Here is a 14831-nt window from a genome sequence, read left to right as displayed (position 1 = left end):
AACGGCTGATCGTGAAAAAACCAATGAATATCACCGCAGACAATTGCGTTGCGGATCAAAAAAAATTCACAAACAGTCTGTACTGGTAATGTGATTGCCACGCAAGGCACGATGAATATGCGTGCCGATAAAGTGACTATGAGCGAAGACGCTTTTGGTAAGCAGTTCGCCAAAGGCGAAGGTCGTCCGGTGCGCTTTAAGCAAAAACTCGATAGCGGCGAAATGCTCGACGCTGAGTCACTGCGTTTTGATTACGACGGTGCGAAAGGCGAAATGATATTAATCGATAAAGCTTGGGTTAAAAAAGGCCAAGATATCGTTATGGGTGACACCATTAACTACAATCTCAATACTGAGTTTTATCAGGCACAAAGTAAGCCGGGTAATCGAGTGAACATTACTATCAACCCGAAAAAGAAAGACGCCGCCAAATGAGTGTGTTGAAAGCGCAGCATTTACAAAAATCCTATAAGAAACGCACCGTAGTGCGTGACGTTTCTTTAGAAGTCGCCAGTGGTGAAGTGGTCGGTTTATTGGGCCCCAATGGCGCTGGTAAAACCACCAGTTTTTATATGATTGTTGGTTTAGTGAAAATGGATGCTGGACGCATTGAGCTCGATGGCGTGGATGTCAGTCAGCAGCCCATTCATAAGCGTGCTCGGCTCGGTTTAGGCTATTTGCCACAAGAAGCGTCGATTTTTCGCAAAATGACCGTCGCTGAGAATATTAAAGCGGTGCTTGAACTGCATTACAGCAGTAAAGAAGAAATTGAATCGCGCTTAGACGAGCTGCTGCATGATTTACATATCGCGCATTTGCGTGAAAGTGGCGCAATGAGTCTTTCTGGTGGTGAGCGCCGCCGCGTTGAAATCGCCCGCGCACTCGCGTCTAATCCACAATTTGTTTTGCTGGACGAGCCATTTGCGGGGGTTGATCCGATTGCGGTCATTGATATTCAGCGCATTATCGGGTTCTTAAAAGGGCGCGGCATTGGGGTATTGATTACTGACCATAATGTTCGCGAAACCTTAGGGATTTGCGATCGTGCCTATATTATTTCGGAGGGTGCCGTGATGGCTGCTGGTAAGCCCGATGAAATTGTTAATAATGAAGATGTTCGCCAAGTTTATCTGGGCGAGCACTTTAAAATGTAGTGTTTTTGCCAACTAGGTTATTCCCTTCATGAAGCAAACCTTGCAGTTGCGGATGTCGCAACAGCTCAATTTGACACCGCAGCTTCAGCAATCGATTAAGCTCTTGCAGTTGTCTACGCTTGATTTCCAACAAGAAATAGAGCAATTTTTAGCCGAAAATCCAATGCTTGAACGCGAAGATGGCGTGCAAGATGCGGGTGAAGAAGCTGAAAAACCGGAGGCCAGTGAGATCGTTGAGGATGGCGATAGCTTGCGCTGGGATGAGGTGCGCAGCAACGCCTCGTTTGATGAAGGGGATGAAAATGACCCCGCTTTGCGGGTGGCGAAGCTGTATTCGTTGCGTGATTATTTGTTAGCGCAAACTGGCTGCTTACCCTTGTCTGCTCGTGATAATGCATTGATTTCATTACTGATTGATGCGCTAGATGATGACGGGATGTTGAGTCAGAGCTTGGAAGAAATTTACGCGCAGCTACCAGAGAGCTTGGTGTTAGAGCTTGAGTTGGAGCCAGAAGAATTACAAATTGCGCTACAACATTTACAGCAACTAGAACCTCTCGGGGTCGGCGCACGTGATTTGCCCGAGTCGTTAACATTGCAATTGCGAGTCTTGCCAGAAAGCACCATTCGAAATATTGCCATTCGATTGGTGAATGAAGGTCTCGATTTATTGGCGCAACGGGATTACACTAGACTTAAACGTCAACTGCAGTGCGATGAAGTGGCACTCAAAGAAGCGCAAATATTAATTCGGCGTTTAACGCCAAGACCGGGTGCCAATTGGTCAGCAGAGACGACACGCTACGTGCTCCCTGATGTGATTGTGACCAAGGTGCGTGGGCAATGGCAGGTACGCTTAAATAGTGCGGCCCAGCCCAAGCTAAGAGTCAATGAATTGTATGCAAAGTTACTACAAGGCGACTCAGCGGCAGCACTCAGTGGTAAGCTACAGGAAGCACGTTGGCTGATTAAAAGTGTTGAGCAACGAGGCAGTACGATTTTACGGGTCGCAGAAGCTATCGTAATGCGACAAAAAGCATTTTTTGAGTATGGTGAAGTGGCAATGCGGCCTTTAGTGCTGCGCGATATTGCCGATGAGCTTGAATTGCATGAATCGACGATTTCTCGGGTAACAACGCAAAAATACATGCTGACTCCGCGCGGTGTTTTTGAATACAAATATTTTTTTGGCAGTCATGTTGAAAGTGAAAGCGGTGGTGAAAACTCAGCAACATCGATTAAGGCTTTGATCAAACAACTGGTACAGCAAGAAAATCAGCACAAGCCATTATCCGATAGTGCTATAACTGAAGAACTCGCACGGCAAGGTGTTGTGGTTGCGCGGCGCACCGTTGCTAAGTACAGGGAGGCATTAATGATTCCTCCCGTTAATCTGCGCAAGTGCTTATAAAAGCACTGCCTTATAAAAGCATGAAGAACCGAAGGAGTAGTATATGAACCTCAACATTAGTGGTCATCATCTGGAAGTTACACCAGCGATTCGTGAATACGTTTCAGGTAAAATTGAACGCACGACCCGTCATTTTGATAATGTGATTGATGTTTTAGTCATTTTGTCAGTGGATAAGCTGGAACATAAGGCCGAGGCGACAATCAATGTCGTTGGTAAAGATCTGCATGTTGAGTCTATCGATAGCGATATGTATGCAGCCATCGATAGCATGGTCGATAAACTAGATCGCCAGATTATTAAATACAAAGAAAAATTATCTGGTCATCGTAATGATGCCCTGAAGCATCAAGTGGTAATCGAAGAATAATCCGTTGCACAAGCAACACAACGGGAACGCCGCGAGTCGTTCCCGTTTTTGTTTATCGGAGTGCAAGTTACAATAGCAGCTCCTTTAAGGACATAAGTTTGAACATGAGCCTAATTAGCAAAATACTTCCAGTCGCCAATGTTTTTTTAGATTTGGATGTGGGTAGCAAAAAACGCGTTTTTGAACATGTGGGTATTCTGTTCGAAAACAGCCATGGGATTGCGCGTAGCGTAATTTTTGACAGCCTATTTGCCCGTGAAAAGCTCGGCTCAACGGGTTTGGGTCAAGGCGTCGCCATTCCGCATGGTCGGATTAAAGGCTTAAAAGAAGCGGTAGGGGCCTTTGTGCGCTTGAGTGCGCCCATTCAGTTTGATGCGCCGGATAGCAAACCAGTGTCATTGATTTTTGTGCTCTTAGTGCCAGCCAATGCCACTGATTTACATTTGCAAATTTTGTCAGAATTAGCGCAGCTGTTTTCGGATAAGCAATTGCGTGAAGAATTAATGACCTTGCCCGACCCCGAAGCGGTGTGGCAGCGGATTTCGACATGGGAGCCCTATGCTCCCGATTTCTCCTGATCGATTTGAGCCCTCAGCCTAGATCTGAGGGTTTATTTTTTGCCCGATGCCAATTTCGTTTTTGACCCATACTGGCATAAAATCACTGCTTTTTAAGCCATAGCGAGGCCGCATGCCGCAGATCACCGCTCGACAATTATTTATTGATAACGCCGAAAAACTGCGTCTGACTTGGGTTGCTGGGCAGTCGGGGGCAAATAATTTATTGTCCAATGATGCGTCAGAGCAAAAGCCATCGCTATCCTTGGTTGGGCATTTGAACTTTGTGCATCCCAATCGCATTCAAGTGCTAGGGATTGCGGAAGTCGCGTATCTCATGGTTTATCGACCGAAGTGCAGCATTCCAGTCTCAATCAGCTATTTGCCAATGATATGTCGGCGATGATTGTCGCCAATGGACAAGCGGTGCCCGATTCTTTGCGAGAAGCGGCTGAGCGTCATCATGTTCCTTTACTGACTAGTCCGGAGCAATCTCCTTATTTAATGGAGGTATTGCGCTACTATTTAAGTAAAGCGCTGGCTGTATCAACACACCTGCATGGGGTATTTTTGGATGTGTTGGAAGTCGGTGTTTTGCTGACTGGTGAGTCGTCGATGGGTAAATCCGAGCTGGCACTGGAGCTGATTTCCCGTGGCCACGGCTTGGTGGCCGATGATGTGGTTGAGGTATATCGCACCAACCCAGAAACCTTAGAAGGGCGCTGTCCACCGATGTTGCGCGACTTTTTAGAGGTGCGCGGGATTGGGGTGCTCAATATTAGAACCATTTTTGGTGAAACGGCGGTTAGGCCGAAAAAAAACGCTGAAATTGATTGTGCATTTGGCCAAGGCCGGGGGCGAGAATGTTGCCCCGGTTGATCGCTTGCAAATGCAGGCGGCAACGCAGGCGATTTTGGATGTGCCAGTCAGAAAATTAGTGATTCCAGTTGCGGCCGGTCGTAATTTGGCGGTACTGGTCGAGTCGGCGGTGCGCAATTATATTTTACAATTACGCGGAATTGATTCAACGCGTGAGTTTATTGAGCGCCACCAGAAATTTATGGAGATGGGGGAGTAATGGAGCATAGCCAACATCAACAATTGGTCTTGTTATCGGGCTTATCGGGCGCAGGAAAAAGCGTCGCTTTAAAAGCATTGGAAGATTTGGGCTTTTATTGTTTAGATAATTTACCCGCACCGCTTTTGCCGCAGGCAGTGTCGATGCTCGATTTGGATGGCTACCCCAAAATTGCCATCGGGATTGACGCCCGTAGCGCGCATAATTTAGCCACTTTTCCCGATCATTTAGCCGCTTTGATGGATTTGGGGTTAGATGTTCGGATGCTGTTTTTAGAAGCCAATAACGAAGTTTTGGTGAAGCGTTATTCTGAAAGTCGTCGTAGCCATCCCTTGTCGTTGGGGGAATTAACGGTGAGCGAATCGGTGGTGGTTGAACGCGAAATGCTGGAAAACATCCGTGAAATGTCGCATGTCATCGATACTTCCGGTTTATCGGCAGCGCAATTACGCACGTGGGTGCGGGAATTTATCGCAACCGATCAAGCCAAATTAATGCTGATTTTTGAGTCGTTTGGCTTTAAGCATGGCTTGCCGCTGGATGCCGATTTTGTTTTTGATGCGCGTTGTTTGCCTAATCCATTTTATGACCCGGCGCTACGCCCTTTAACGGGAATGGATCAGCCGGTGGCTGATTTCTTAATGCGGCAAGCCAGTGTCGGCAATTATTTGACGCATATTTTGGGCTTTTTAGAGCGCTGGCTGCCTGAATTTGAGCGCGATCAGCGCAGTTATGTCACGGTGGCCATTGGCTGCACGGTGGGTGGCCAGCATCGTTCGGTGTATTTGGCTGAAGAGCTACGCCGACATTTTTCACGCAATCGTCAGGTCTTGGTTCGGCATCGTGAACAACATCAGCGCAGCTAAATCATGGCGAGATTGGCTGAGCTTATTGCGCTCAGGCGATTATGTGGTGATCGGTTTTTTTGTTGTGCTGTGGGGCGTGATCACTCCCTTATGTTGGTCACAAGCCGGGGCAACTCGCGTTAAGATTTTTCAAGATGGCCAACTGTACGCCGAATTAGATTTAGCCGCAGCGCGCACCTTGGCTATTGATGGCCCGCTCGGAAAAACCACCATCGAGGTGGCCGCAGGACGGGCGCGGATCGCCAGCGACCCAAGCCCGCGTCAGTATTGTGTGCGTGCTGGATGGCTGACTCAAGCGGGGCAAAGTGCCATTTGCTTGCCCAATCGCACCAGTATTGAACTCGTCGGTCAGCGTCCTGCCAGTTATGACAGTCTCAGCTACTAAAATCACTTTAAATGTCAGCAGCACCGACGAGCAAATTGCTCGCTTTGCTGCGTGCGCCATTGTGTTGGCGGTGATTGAATCGGGGATTCCATCGCCCATTCCGGGCTTTAAACCGGGGCTGGCCAATATTGTCACCTTAATCGCTTTACAGCGTTTGGGCTGGTCGGCAGCGGCGTGGGTGTCGATGTTGCGTATCTTAGGGGCGAGTCTGGTGTTAGGCGGGGTATTTTCCCCAGGTTTTGCTTTAAGCTTGGCGGGCGGCTTTGCCAGTGTGTTGGCCTTGGCGCTGGTACAATATTTGCCGCAACGTTATTTTGGCTTGGTGACTTGGTCACTGTGTTCGGCTTTGGCGCATTTAGTTGGGCAGCTGCTGATCGCTCGTTTATGGTTAATTCCGCATAACGGCATTTTTGTTTTAATTCCTTTACTGTTAGCAATGGCCATTATTTTTGGCGTAGTGAATGGCTTGATTGCCACTCATTTATTGCGAACTCACCCTGCCGTGGATACGACACAATGAAGACAATTACGCTGGCTTTTACTGGCGCATCCGGTTTGCCTTATGGATTACGCACGCTAGAGTGCTTGCTGTCGGCCGGTTGTAAAGTGCGTTTGGTGTATACCCAAGTGGCGCAAATTGTTGCCAAACAAGAGCTTGATTTAACTTGGCCTAGCCGCGCTGCGGATTTGGCCGAGTTACTGCGCGCGCAGTATGGCGTGACTGCACAGCAGTTACAGGTTTATGGTCAACAAGAGTGGTTTGCACCGATGGCTTCGGGCAGTAACCCTGGGGACGGTATGGTGGTGGTGCCGTGTACCATGGGCGCCTTGTCGGCGATTGCCAATGGTGCGTCAGACAATCTACTTGAGCGTGCGGCTGATGTGATGATTAAAGAGCGTAAAACGCTGATTATTGTGCCGCGCGAAACGCCATTTTCTGCGATTCATCTTGAGCATATGCTGAAATTATCGCGCCTTGGCGTGGTGATTTTGCCGCCCAATCCGGGCTTTTATCACCATCCAAAAACCATTGAAGATTTAGTCGATTTTGTCGTGGCACGGATTTTAGATCAGCTGGCTGTACCGCATCAACTCATGCAGCGCTGGGGCGAGTCCTGAGGTTAATGTCGCGATAAGACACTGTTCAGATTACGTGTGTTGATGCCGTGCCGCGCTCGTCGGTCTGGGGCTTAAAACCCCGTCGCATCGCACCTAATCTGAATAATGCTGCTATAGCACGGTATTGACCTCTAGCCCAAGGCAATAAAGCGCTAGCTTGGTATACCGTTATGCAGCGCCCGAATACTGATGCGTCTAAAAAATGCATACAGCGCAATCGCCGCAAACGTCAGCGCAATGACCAGCGCCAGCCAATAGCCTGCCGGGCCGTGAGGGCTAAATGGGCCGACACCAAACGTTAGCGCGTAACCGAGCGGAATACCAATCACCCAAAATGCAGTTAAGTGGATAATCAGCGGCATACGCGTTGATTTATAACCGCGCAATACACCCGCAACCACAATCTGAGTGGCATCTGAAAATTGGAAAAATCCCGACAACAATAGCAATTTGGCCGCGAGCAAAATCACCGCTGGATCGCTGGTATACCAAGCCGCAATTGTGCCGCGAAAGAGAATAATCATGCAACCAGAAATAATCGCCAAGATAAAGCCCAGGTAAATCCCAGTCTCACCAATAAAGCGCGCCAGCTTAAAATCACCTGCGCCAACGGCTTGCCCAACGCGAACGGTGAGCGCGGTGCTAATGGCCAATGGAATCATAAAAGTCAGCGAAGAAAAATTCAGCGCAATTTGATGCGATGCCACGGTGGTGGTGCCTAACTTAGCCAGCATCAGGGCAATCAAACTAAACGCACTCGATTCAACAAAAAACATAATGCCGATCGGAATGGCCAACTTAGCCAATTGTTTTTGCGTCTGTAGACGTAGACCTTCGATATGACGAAACGGGTGCGTATCTCGATAAATCGGCGAGATGCGAATCCAGATAATCCACATGATGGCGCTAAACCACATGCACATCGCTGTTGCCCAAGCGCAGCCAACGGCGCCCAGCTCCGGAAACCCCCAATGCCCATAAATTAACACGTAGTTGGCGGGGATATTGAGCAGCAGCGCAATAATAGAAATCACCATCATCGGCTTGGTTTGATTTAAGCACGAGCTATAGCCATACAATACCCGCGCAATCGCTACCGCCGGAAACCCCCATGAAATCACCGCTAAAAAGCGACTGCCTTTTTCGGCCACATCGGGCGCTAAACCAATATGTGAAAAAATCGGCAGCAAACTATGCGCGATGAGCATCATGATTAGGGCGATAAACAGCCCTTGATATAAGGCTTGTTGCGTTAACGACGGGATTTCATGCCACGCTTTGGCGCCGACTTTTTGCGACGCCATTGGGCTAATGGCAATCAATAAGCCAAACATGGTGACTATCATCACGCTCCAAATCGACGTACCGACTGAAACTGCGGCCAAGTCTCCAGCCGATAAGTGGCCAGCCATCACGGCATCGACAAAGCCGGTGCCAGTTTGAGCGAGTTGGCCGATCATAATCGGCCATGCGAGAATCCAGGTGGCTTTAACGTCTTGCAAACGGGGCATTGCTATCCTTTGGGAATGGGGCGTGCAGGCTCATAAATGGCCAATAAATCAGGAAAGCGGCGTTGAAACAATAAGGCTTCAGTGCAAAGCAAATCCAAAATCAATAAACTACCATCGGGTAAATTATGCGTTGGTAGGTGTAAGCTTTGAGCCGCGGCAAACGCCCGAATTAAGGAATGCGGGCCGGTATAGGGCGCGGCGCGAAGCTGTAAGCAGTGGTGCTCGCGATACCTGTCAAGGTTAAGGCGGCGGTTTTTGCGTAATCCCGTTGGTGCTGGGGGGCTTATCGTGGTTGCTTCTAAACAATCATACATGGGCAAGCTCCTAAGAAACTCGCCGGTGATTCTGTTTTTTGGTTGAATCACCGACGCTTTAGCGGCATTTCGAACGCGCCCCGCAATTTGTCGATTAATTGGCGCAAAAAACAAAAAACCCACGTGCAGTGGGTTTTGCACGCTTTAGCGAGTATTTATAAAGCGCCCGCAAGCTGGGTTTCAAATCGGCGCTAAGGTCATTTTGCACTTGGCATGTTGTTTCGGTCAAGTACGGGTAAAGCCTTATTTAGGGCGCTTTGCTATCAATCAACAAAGTGATTGGGCCGTCATTGATTAAAGCCACCTGCATATCAGCACCAAATCGCCCCGTCGCCACGGGCTTGGCCAGTTTGAGGCTGAGCTGGTGAATGAATTCATCAAATAATGGCTGACTGATTGGCCCGGGTGCGGCCTCGCCCCAGCTGGGTCGATTGCCTTTTTTTGACATTGCCAAACAGCGTAAATTGGCTGACCGCCAAAACGTCCGCCCCCACATCGAGGATGGATAAATTCATCACGCCGTTTTCATCATTAAATAGCCGTAAATTGGCGATTTTATTCACCAGCCATTGGATATCTGCCGCCGCATCTTCATGACCAACGCCAACCAACAGCAATAAACCGGCATTGATTTGGCCGATGGTTTCGTGGCCAACATCGACTTGAGCTTGTTTGACTCTTTGAATTAAAACGCGCACCGGAGTCCTCTTTGATCGCAAAAAGCCTAATTTTAACGCCGATTGGCTGGGCATGCTGCAGCGTGAAGGTACGTTTGGAAACATTTAAATTGGGTAAAAGCGCGCTTAATTGGCTTTGCTGGCTAGTCAGGCATACGGAATTTCACTAATATCTAAGACTCGAATTAATTAATTGTTGTCGCTAAAGGATGTAATCATGAAACGGGTGGGTCTAGTCGGTTGGCGCGGTATGGTGGGTTCGGTTCTGATGCAACGCATGCAAGAAGAAAAAGATTTCGATGTGATCGATCCGGTTTTCTTTACAACGTCGCAAGCAGGCCAAGCTGCCCCTAATTTTGGTAAAGACGCTGGCACCTTGCAAGACGCCAAACGATATTGCCCAATTGGCCGCAATGGACGTGATTATTTCTTGCCAAGGCGGCGACTACACCACCGAAGTTTTCCCAAAACTGCGTGCTAGCGGCTGGGAAGGCTACTGGATTGACGCCGCTTCTACCTTGCGGATGGAAGACAATGCCGTCATCGTGCTCGATCCGGTGAATGACGATGTGATCCAAGGCGCTTTGGCCCGTGGCGTAAAAAACTACATCGGCGGCAACTGTACCAACTCGATCATGTTGATGGGTATGGGCGGTTTATTTAAAGCCGGTTTGGTCGACTGGGTATCGTCAATGACGTATCAAGCGGCATCCGGCGGCGGCGCGAACCACATGCGCGAATTGCTTAAAGGCATGGGCGTGGTATACAACGCCGTAGCCGATGAGTTGGCAACGCCAGCTTCAGCGATTTTAGACATCGACAAAAAAGTCGCACACACCATTTCAAACGACGTACCGACTGAATTTTTTGGTGCGCCACTCGCTGGTGGTCTGATCCCGTGGATCGACAAGCAACTCGACAACGGCCAATCCAAAGAAGAATGGAAAGGCCAAGCCGAAGTGAACAAAATCCTCGGCTCTGACACCACAATTCCAGTCGATGGTTTGTGTGTACGGATTGGTGCGATGCGTTGCCATAGCTTGGCATTGACCATCAAACTGAAAAAAGATCTGCCACTGGCTGAAATCGAATCCATCATCAAGTCGGGTAACGATTGGGTGAAATGGGTGCCGAACGATCGCGAAGTGACCGTAAAAGAGCTGATCCCAGCGCAAATCACCGGCAAGCTCGATATTGGTGTTGGCCGTGTGCGTAAACTGAATATGGGCCCAGAATACATCAGCGCATTTGTGATTGGTGACCAATTACTTTGGGGCGCTGCTGAGCCACTGCGCCGCATGTTGCGGATTTTGCTGGCGAAATAAGGTTTAGTTTTTCAAGATAACGGCGCGCAGAGCGCCGTTTTTTTATGAGCTGTCGGCCGAGTGTGTGTCGGTTTATTGATGTGCAGTTGCGAGGCGTACTGTGATGACGACTTGTTGCTGACTTTGCCGACCCAATGAATGAGTATTGAGCGATGAATATATTGAGTTTAATTGGCATGTCCGCAGCGCTATGCACCACGATCGCTTTTGTGCCGCAAGTCTGGCAGGTTTGGCGTAGCCGTTCGGCGAAAGACATTTCCTTAGGCATGTATTTGATTTTTGTTACTGGGGTGAGTTTATGGCTGGTGTATGGCTTTATGCTCGGTGATTGGCCGTTGATTTTGGCCAATTCAGTGACTTTGGCACTGGCGGGGGCGGTGTTGGTGATGAAGATTTATTTTGATTTACGTAATAATAAAAAACCTAAATGATGGGTATTTCAATGTGGCTCATATTCAATATGAGCCACATTAAAATACTACATGCCCGTATAGAGCGGTCCACCGCCACCTTCGGGTGGCACCCAGTGGATGTTTTGCTGTGGGTCTTTGATGTCGCAGGTTTTACAATGCAAGCAATTTTGCGCATTGATTTGCAAGGCCGGAGCGTCGTGGTGCTGAATAATTTCATACACGCCAGCAGGGCAGTAATGGCTTTCTGGTGAGCCATACTGGGCCAGATTGACGGTAATCGGGATTAAGGTATCGCGTAATTGTAAATGGCTGGGTTGATCGTGATCGTGCGAGACATTGGCCAGCATTAAAGAATCGAGCTTATTGAACGTCAGTACGCCATCGGGTTTGGGGTAATGAATCGCTGCAACGCTGTTAAGGCGTTTGAGCGTGGCATTATCGGGCGTGCTATGGCGTAATGTCCAAGGGGTATTGATCCCTAACTTAGATAGCCAAAGCTCTGCACCGGCATACATCGTGCCCGCCAAAGTACCGAGTTTAGAGATCGCCGGCTTGATATTGCGCACTTGTTGTAGTTCTTGCCAAATACTTGATTGTGCAAAGGCGCTATTAAAAGCAAGCAGTTCATCGCGCTGCCGATCGCTGGCAATGGCCTCTACGATAGCGGGTGCGGCTAACATGCCTGACAGCATCGCATTATGCGTGCCTTTAATGCGTGGGAAATTGAGTAATCCCGCTGAGCAGCCAAGCAAAATCCCGCCAGGGAAGGTCATTTTAGGTAAGGATTGCAGCCCACCTTCGGCAATCGCACGCGCGCCGTAAGCAATGCGTTTGGCGCCAGCAAAAGTGCCACGAATTTTTGGATGGGTTTTAAAGCGTTGTAACTCTTCGAACGGTGATAGCGTTGGGTTTTGGTAATTCAAGTGCACTACATAACCAATCGCTACCAGATGATCAGGCAAATGATAAATAAACGCGCCACCGCTGGTGCTGTTGTCGAGTGGCCAACCTTGGGCGTGTTGCACTAAGCCGAGGTGATGCTGTTCGGGTTTAACTTGCCATACTTCTTTGACGCCAAGACCAAAATGCTGCGGATCGGCGTCTTGACGTAAAGCAAATTTGTTTTCTAAATCGCCAGCGAGTGAGCCGCGCGCGCCTTCGCAAAACAGCGTGTATTTGGCGTGAATCGCCATGCCTAGCGCGTAATCGGCTTTATGTTGGCCTAATTTATTGATGCCCATATCGCCAACGGCCACGCCCATGACGGCGCCTGCGTCGTCGTACAATACTTCGGCAGCGGCAAAGCCGGGATAAATTTCAACGCCAAGGTTTTCAGCTTCGCTGGCAAGCCAAGCACAGACTTCGCCCAGCTTAACGATAAAACAGCCATCATTGTGTAATTGAGGTGGCAGTAAGATTTGTGGAATCTTAATGCCGGTATCTTCATCGAGTAAAAAGAATTCGTCTTGGCTGACTGCGGTCGCCAATTGCGGCGCGCGTTGTTGCCAATCGGGAATCAGCTGATTGAGCGCAATCGGATCAATCACCGCGCCAGACAAGATATGCGCGCCCACTTGCGCACCTTTTTCTAAAATACAGACTGAAATTTCGGGGTTGAGCTGCTTTATCGCAATGGCCGAGCTTAAACCCGCTGGGCCTGCACCAATAATCAGCACGTCGTATTCCATGACATCGCGTTCTTGCATCTCAATCTCGCTTCTATATCTGTAAAATCGAATATGTTTATAATAATAATGTGTTTTACATATAGTTTACCGCCGAATACAATCTTCTGCAAAATGGCATTTGTTCTATAATCGCGCGCGTTGATGGTGGTCAATTCGCAGCAAGCAGGAAGCACCATGAAAATTTTAGTCAGCATTAAACGGGTCGTTGATTATCAAATCCGGCCACGGCCAACGCAAGACGGTTTGGATGTTGAGCTCAGCAACGTAAAAATGAGCATCAATCCTTTTGACGAAAATGCCGTCGAAGGCGCGGTTCGTTTGAAAGAAGCCGGCGTGGCCAGCGAAGTGGTGGTGGTGGCGGTTGGCACGGCTGCCAATCAAGATGTGTTACGTCACGCTTTGGCAATGGGCGCGGATCGGGCCATTTTGATCGAGACCCCGAGTGTGGTGCAGCCTTTAACCGCCGCTAAATACTTACAAGCCATCGTGCAGCGTGAAACGCCAGATTTGGTGCTCACCGGTAAACAAGCGATTGATGATGACGCGGCTGAAACGGCGCAAATGCTGGCCGGCTTATTAAATTGGTCGCAAGCGACGTTTGCTTCAAATATCCAGCTCGCTGATGGCCGCGCTACCGTGGTGCGTGAGATCGATGGCGGTCAGGAAACCTTGTCCTTGCAATTGCCTGCGGTGATTTCTGTTGATCTTCGTCTGAATGAACCTCGTTTTATCAAATTACCTGCATTGATGATGGCGAAGAAAAAACCGATTGAAACTTTGCCTGCTGCTGATTTTGCCGTCAGCGCTCCAGCGTTAACGGTATTGCAAATTGCTGAACCGCCAGCACGTAAGCCGGGGAAAATTTTAAATAACGTGACAGAGTTGGTCGCTGCATTGCGAGCAGAGAAGGTGTTGCCATGAGCGTTTTAGTGATTGCTGAATTAGACAGCCACGGAATTAAAAAGCCGCTACGCGTTCTGCGATTAGCGCCGCCAATCAATTGGGCGAAGAGGTCCATTTATTGGTGACGGGCAATGATGTAGCAGGTATTGCTAGCGAGGCCACAAAGATTCAGGGCTTGAGCAAGGTACTGCATGCAGATGGGCCGGCGTATGCCCATGGTTTGGCAGAAAACCTCACTCCTTTATTGGTGCAACTCGCTGCCAATTATTCTGCATTGATCGCTGCGGCGACGAGTTTTGGCAAAAATGTATTGCCACGCGCTGCGGCATTGCTCGATGTGGCGATGGTGTCTGAAGTGATTCAAATTATCAATGCCACGACCTTTGTGCGACCAATGTACGCTGGCAATATCAATGCCACCGTTGTTGCCCCAGCCGGTTTACGGATTTTGACGATTCGTCCAACGGTGTTTGAAGCCGTTGCCGCGACCGGTGGTGCTGCGGCACTGGAAACGTTGACAGCAACGGCCGAGACAGGACAAACCACATGGGTAAGCCGCGATTTTGGTTGAGCTTGATCGCCCAGAGCTGGCAACTGCACGTGTGGTAATTAGCGGTGGTCGTTCACTCGGTAGTGCCGAAGGCTTTAAATCCACGCTTACGCCATTGGCTGATGTCCTTGGCGCAGCCATCGGTGCCACTCGCGCAGCGGTGGATGCTGGCATGGCACCCAATGATAGCCAAGTTGGTCAAACCGGTACCGTGGTAGCACCTGAGCTGTATATGGCTTTTGGCGTTTCGGGTGCTGCACAGCACGTGGGCGGGATTAAGGACAGTAAGGTGATTGTGGCGGTGAATATCGACGCGGATGCACCGATTTTCCAAGTGGCTGATTATGGTTTGGTCGCAGATTTATTTACCGTGATTCCTGAGTTAGAAGCGGCGTTAAAAGCTTAATAATTTGAATCACAAAAACGCAGAGGCGCAAAGATAAATAGAACTATAAAGCGGTCCAATTTTTGGACATCGATGCTTTTTTCTCTGTCTGTGTGCCTGTGTGG

16 protein-coding genes and 3 pseudogenes are annotated in these 14831 nt (G+C 49.1%); 14 read left to right on the top strand and 5 right to left on the bottom strand.

The features are described 5' to 3' along the window. Positions 1-48: 48 nt before the first annotated feature. From lptA to GKO28_RS03220, 10 genes and pseudogenes are all read left to right on the top strand, one after another. Positions 49-435 carry a lipopolysaccharide transport periplasmic protein LptA gene (gene lptA / locus GKO28_RS03265; protein WP_182075340.1) on the top strand — a complete coding sequence of 129 codons (387 nt, stop codon included), beginning with the start codon at positions 49-51 and terminating at the stop codon, positions 433-435. Further along, on the top strand, positions 432-1154 hold the full coding sequence (lptB, locus tag GKO28_RS03260; protein WP_173532050.1) for an LPS export ABC transporter ATP-binding protein: 723 nt from the start codon (positions 432-434) through the stop codon (positions 1152-1154). Before lptA ends, lptB begins: the two co-directional genes overlap by 4 nt. Before the next feature lie 28 nt (positions 1155-1182). Beyond that, a complete protein-coding gene (locus GKO28_RS03255; protein ID WP_182075339.1) occupies positions 1183-2565 on the top strand; it encodes an RNA polymerase factor sigma-54 in 1383 nt (460 codons plus the stop codon). A gap of 43 nt (positions 2566-2608) precedes the next feature. Next, complete coding sequence (hpf, locus tag GKO28_RS03250) at positions 2609-2935, top strand: ribosome hibernation-promoting factor, HPF/YfiA family (RefSeq protein ID WP_173532048.1); 327 nt, start codon at positions 2609-2611, stop codon at positions 2933-2935. A gap of 104 nt (positions 2936-3039) precedes the next feature. Further along, complete coding sequence (gene ptsN / locus GKO28_RS03245) at positions 3040-3513, top strand: PTS IIA-like nitrogen regulatory protein PtsN (protein WP_173534556.1); 474 nt, start codon at positions 3040-3042, stop codon at positions 3511-3513. Between the two features lie 112 nt (positions 3514-3625). Beyond that, positions 3626-4570: pseudogene (gene hprK / locus GKO28_RS03240) on the top strand (HPr(Ser) kinase/phosphatase). Further along, positions 4570-5436: an RNase adapter RapZ gene (rapZ, locus tag GKO28_RS03235; protein ID WP_182075338.1), complete on the top strand. Its 867-nt coding sequence runs from the start codon at positions 4570-4572 to the stop codon at positions 5434-5436. The pseudogene hprK and the gene rapZ overlap by 1 nt, the downstream one beginning before the upstream one ends. Then, complete coding sequence (locus GKO28_RS03230) at positions 5414-5821, top strand: NusG domain II-containing protein (protein ID WP_307838938.1); 408 nt, start codon at positions 5414-5416, stop codon at positions 5819-5821. The genes rapZ and GKO28_RS03230 overlap by 23 nt, the downstream gene beginning before the upstream one ends. Further along, positions 5802-6341, top strand: coding sequence for a Gx transporter family protein (locus GKO28_RS03225; RefSeq protein WP_182075337.1), 540 nt, complete (start codon positions 5802-5804; stop codon positions 6339-6341). The genes GKO28_RS03230 and GKO28_RS03225 overlap by 20 nt, the downstream gene beginning before the upstream one ends. Further along, the gene (locus GKO28_RS03220) at positions 6338-6940 is read left to right on the top strand and encodes a flavin prenyltransferase UbiX (protein ID WP_182075336.1); all 603 of its coding nucleotides are present in this window, start codon (positions 6338-6340) and stop codon (positions 6938-6940) included. The genes GKO28_RS03225 and GKO28_RS03220 overlap by 4 nt, the downstream gene beginning before the upstream one ends. 152 nt (positions 6941-7092) lie before the next feature. Here the strand turns inward: GKO28_RS03220 and GKO28_RS03215 are convergent, their stop codons facing one another. From GKO28_RS03215 to GKO28_RS22115, 4 genes are all read right to left on the bottom strand, one after another. Further along, a complete protein-coding gene (locus tag GKO28_RS03215) occupies positions 7093-8451 on the bottom strand; it encodes an MATE family efflux transporter (RefSeq protein ID WP_182075335.1) in 1359 nt (452 codons plus the stop codon). Positions 8452-8453: 2 nt separating this feature from the next. Continuing rightward, complete coding sequence (locus GKO28_RS03210) at positions 8454-8765, bottom strand: hypothetical protein (RefSeq protein ID WP_182075334.1); 312 nt, start codon at positions 8763-8765, stop codon at positions 8454-8456. A gap of 247 nt (positions 8766-9012) precedes the next feature. Then, positions 9013-9213: a D-aminoacyl-tRNA deacylase gene (locus GKO28_RS22120; RefSeq protein WP_307838937.1), complete on the bottom strand. Its 201-nt coding sequence runs from the start codon at positions 9211-9213 to the stop codon at positions 9013-9015. Beyond that, positions 9143-9463 carry a D-aminoacyl-tRNA deacylase gene (locus tag GKO28_RS22115; RefSeq protein WP_307838936.1) on the bottom strand — a complete coding sequence of 107 codons (321 nt, stop codon included), beginning with the start codon at positions 9461-9463 and terminating at the stop codon, positions 9143-9145. The genes GKO28_RS22120 and GKO28_RS22115 overlap by 71 nt, the downstream gene beginning before the upstream one ends. A gap of 196 nt (positions 9464-9659) precedes the next feature. On the opposite strand from GKO28_RS22115, the pseudogene asd reads away from it, so the two are divergent. Together asd and GKO28_RS03195 are read left to right on the top strand one after the other, a co-directional pair. After that, positions 9660-10767 (top strand): annotated as a pseudogene (gene asd / locus GKO28_RS03200) (aspartate-semialdehyde dehydrogenase). Positions 10768-10919: 152 nt separating this feature from the next. After that, entirely contained in the window at positions 10920-11198 is a 279-nt protein-coding gene (locus GKO28_RS03195) for a SemiSWEET transporter (RefSeq protein WP_182075333.1), read from the top strand. A 47-nt stretch (positions 11199-11245) separates the two neighbouring features. Here the strand turns inward: GKO28_RS03195 and GKO28_RS03190 are convergent, their stop codons facing one another. After that, complete coding sequence (locus GKO28_RS03190; protein WP_182075332.1) at positions 11246-12886, bottom strand: electron transfer flavoprotein-ubiquinone oxidoreductase; 1641 nt, start codon at positions 12884-12886, stop codon at positions 11246-11248. A 156-nt stretch (positions 12887-13042) separates the two neighbouring features. Here GKO28_RS03190 and GKO28_RS03185 point away from each other — a divergent pair, with 156 nt between their 5' ends. Together GKO28_RS03185 and GKO28_RS03180 are read left to right on the top strand one after the other, a co-directional pair. Continuing rightward, positions 13043-13789, top strand: coding sequence for an electron transfer flavoprotein subunit beta/FixA family protein (locus GKO28_RS03185; protein ID WP_182075331.1), 747 nt, complete (start codon positions 13043-13045; stop codon positions 13787-13789). Further along, positions 13786-14727, top strand: a pseudogene (locus GKO28_RS03180) (electron transfer flavoprotein subunit alpha/FixB family protein). The gene GKO28_RS03185 and the pseudogene GKO28_RS03180 overlap by 4 nt, the downstream one beginning before the upstream one ends. The last annotated feature ends 104 nt before the right edge of the window (positions 14728-14831 follow it).

It is taken from the genome of Deefgea sp. CFH1-16 (genome assembly GCF_016881365.1).
GTDB lineage: Bacteria > Pseudomonadota > Gammaproteobacteria > Burkholderiales > Chitinibacteraceae > Deefgea.
The sequence above is the reverse complement of the archived record's forward strand: the minus strand, read 5'-3'. Positions and strand labels throughout refer to the sequence as shown.

Coding starts and splice junctions, on each gene's coding strand:
- GKO28_RS03225 (WP_182075337.1), top strand. CDS start 5,802: ATGACAGTCTCAGCTACTAAAATCACTTTAAATGTCAGCAGCACCGAC.
- hpf (WP_173532048.1), top strand. CDS start 2,609: ATGAACCTCAACATTAGTGGTCATCATCTGGAAGTTACACCAGCGATT.
- GKO28_RS03215 (WP_182075335.1), bottom strand. CDS start 8,451: ATGCCCCGTTTGCAAGACGTTAAAGCCACCTGGATTCTCGCATGGCCG.
- GKO28_RS22120 (WP_307838937.1), bottom strand. CDS start 9,213: ATGTCAAAAAAAGGCAATCGACCCAGCTGGGGCGAGGCCGCACCCGGG.
- GKO28_RS03190 (WP_182075332.1), bottom strand. CDS start 12,886: ATGCAAGAACGCGATGTCATGGAATACGACGTGCTGATTATTGGTGCA.
- GKO28_RS03195 (WP_182075333.1), top strand. CDS start 10,920: ATGAATATATTGAGTTTAATTGGCATGTCCGCAGCGCTATGCACCACG.
- GKO28_RS03220 (WP_182075336.1), top strand. CDS start 6,338: ATGAAGACAATTACGCTGGCTTTTACTGGCGCATCCGGTTTGCCTTAT.
- GKO28_RS03255 (WP_182075339.1), top strand. CDS start 1,183: ATGAAGCAAACCTTGCAGTTGCGGATGTCGCAACAGCTCAATTTGACA.
- GKO28_RS03210 (WP_182075334.1), bottom strand. CDS start 8,765: ATGTATGATTGTTTAGAAGCAACCACGATAAGCCCCCCAGCACCAACG.
- rapZ (WP_182075338.1), top strand. CDS start 4,570: ATGGAGCATAGCCAACATCAACAATTGGTCTTGTTATCGGGCTTATCG.
- ptsN (WP_173534556.1), top strand. CDS start 3,040: ATGAGCCTAATTAGCAAAATACTTCCAGTCGCCAATGTTTTTTTAGAT.
- GKO28_RS03185 (WP_182075331.1), top strand. CDS start 13,043: ATGAAAATTTTAGTCAGCATTAAACGGGTCGTTGATTATCAAATCCGG.
- lptB (WP_173532050.1), top strand. CDS start 432: ATGAGTGTGTTGAAAGCGCAGCATTTACAAAAATCCTATAAGAAACGC.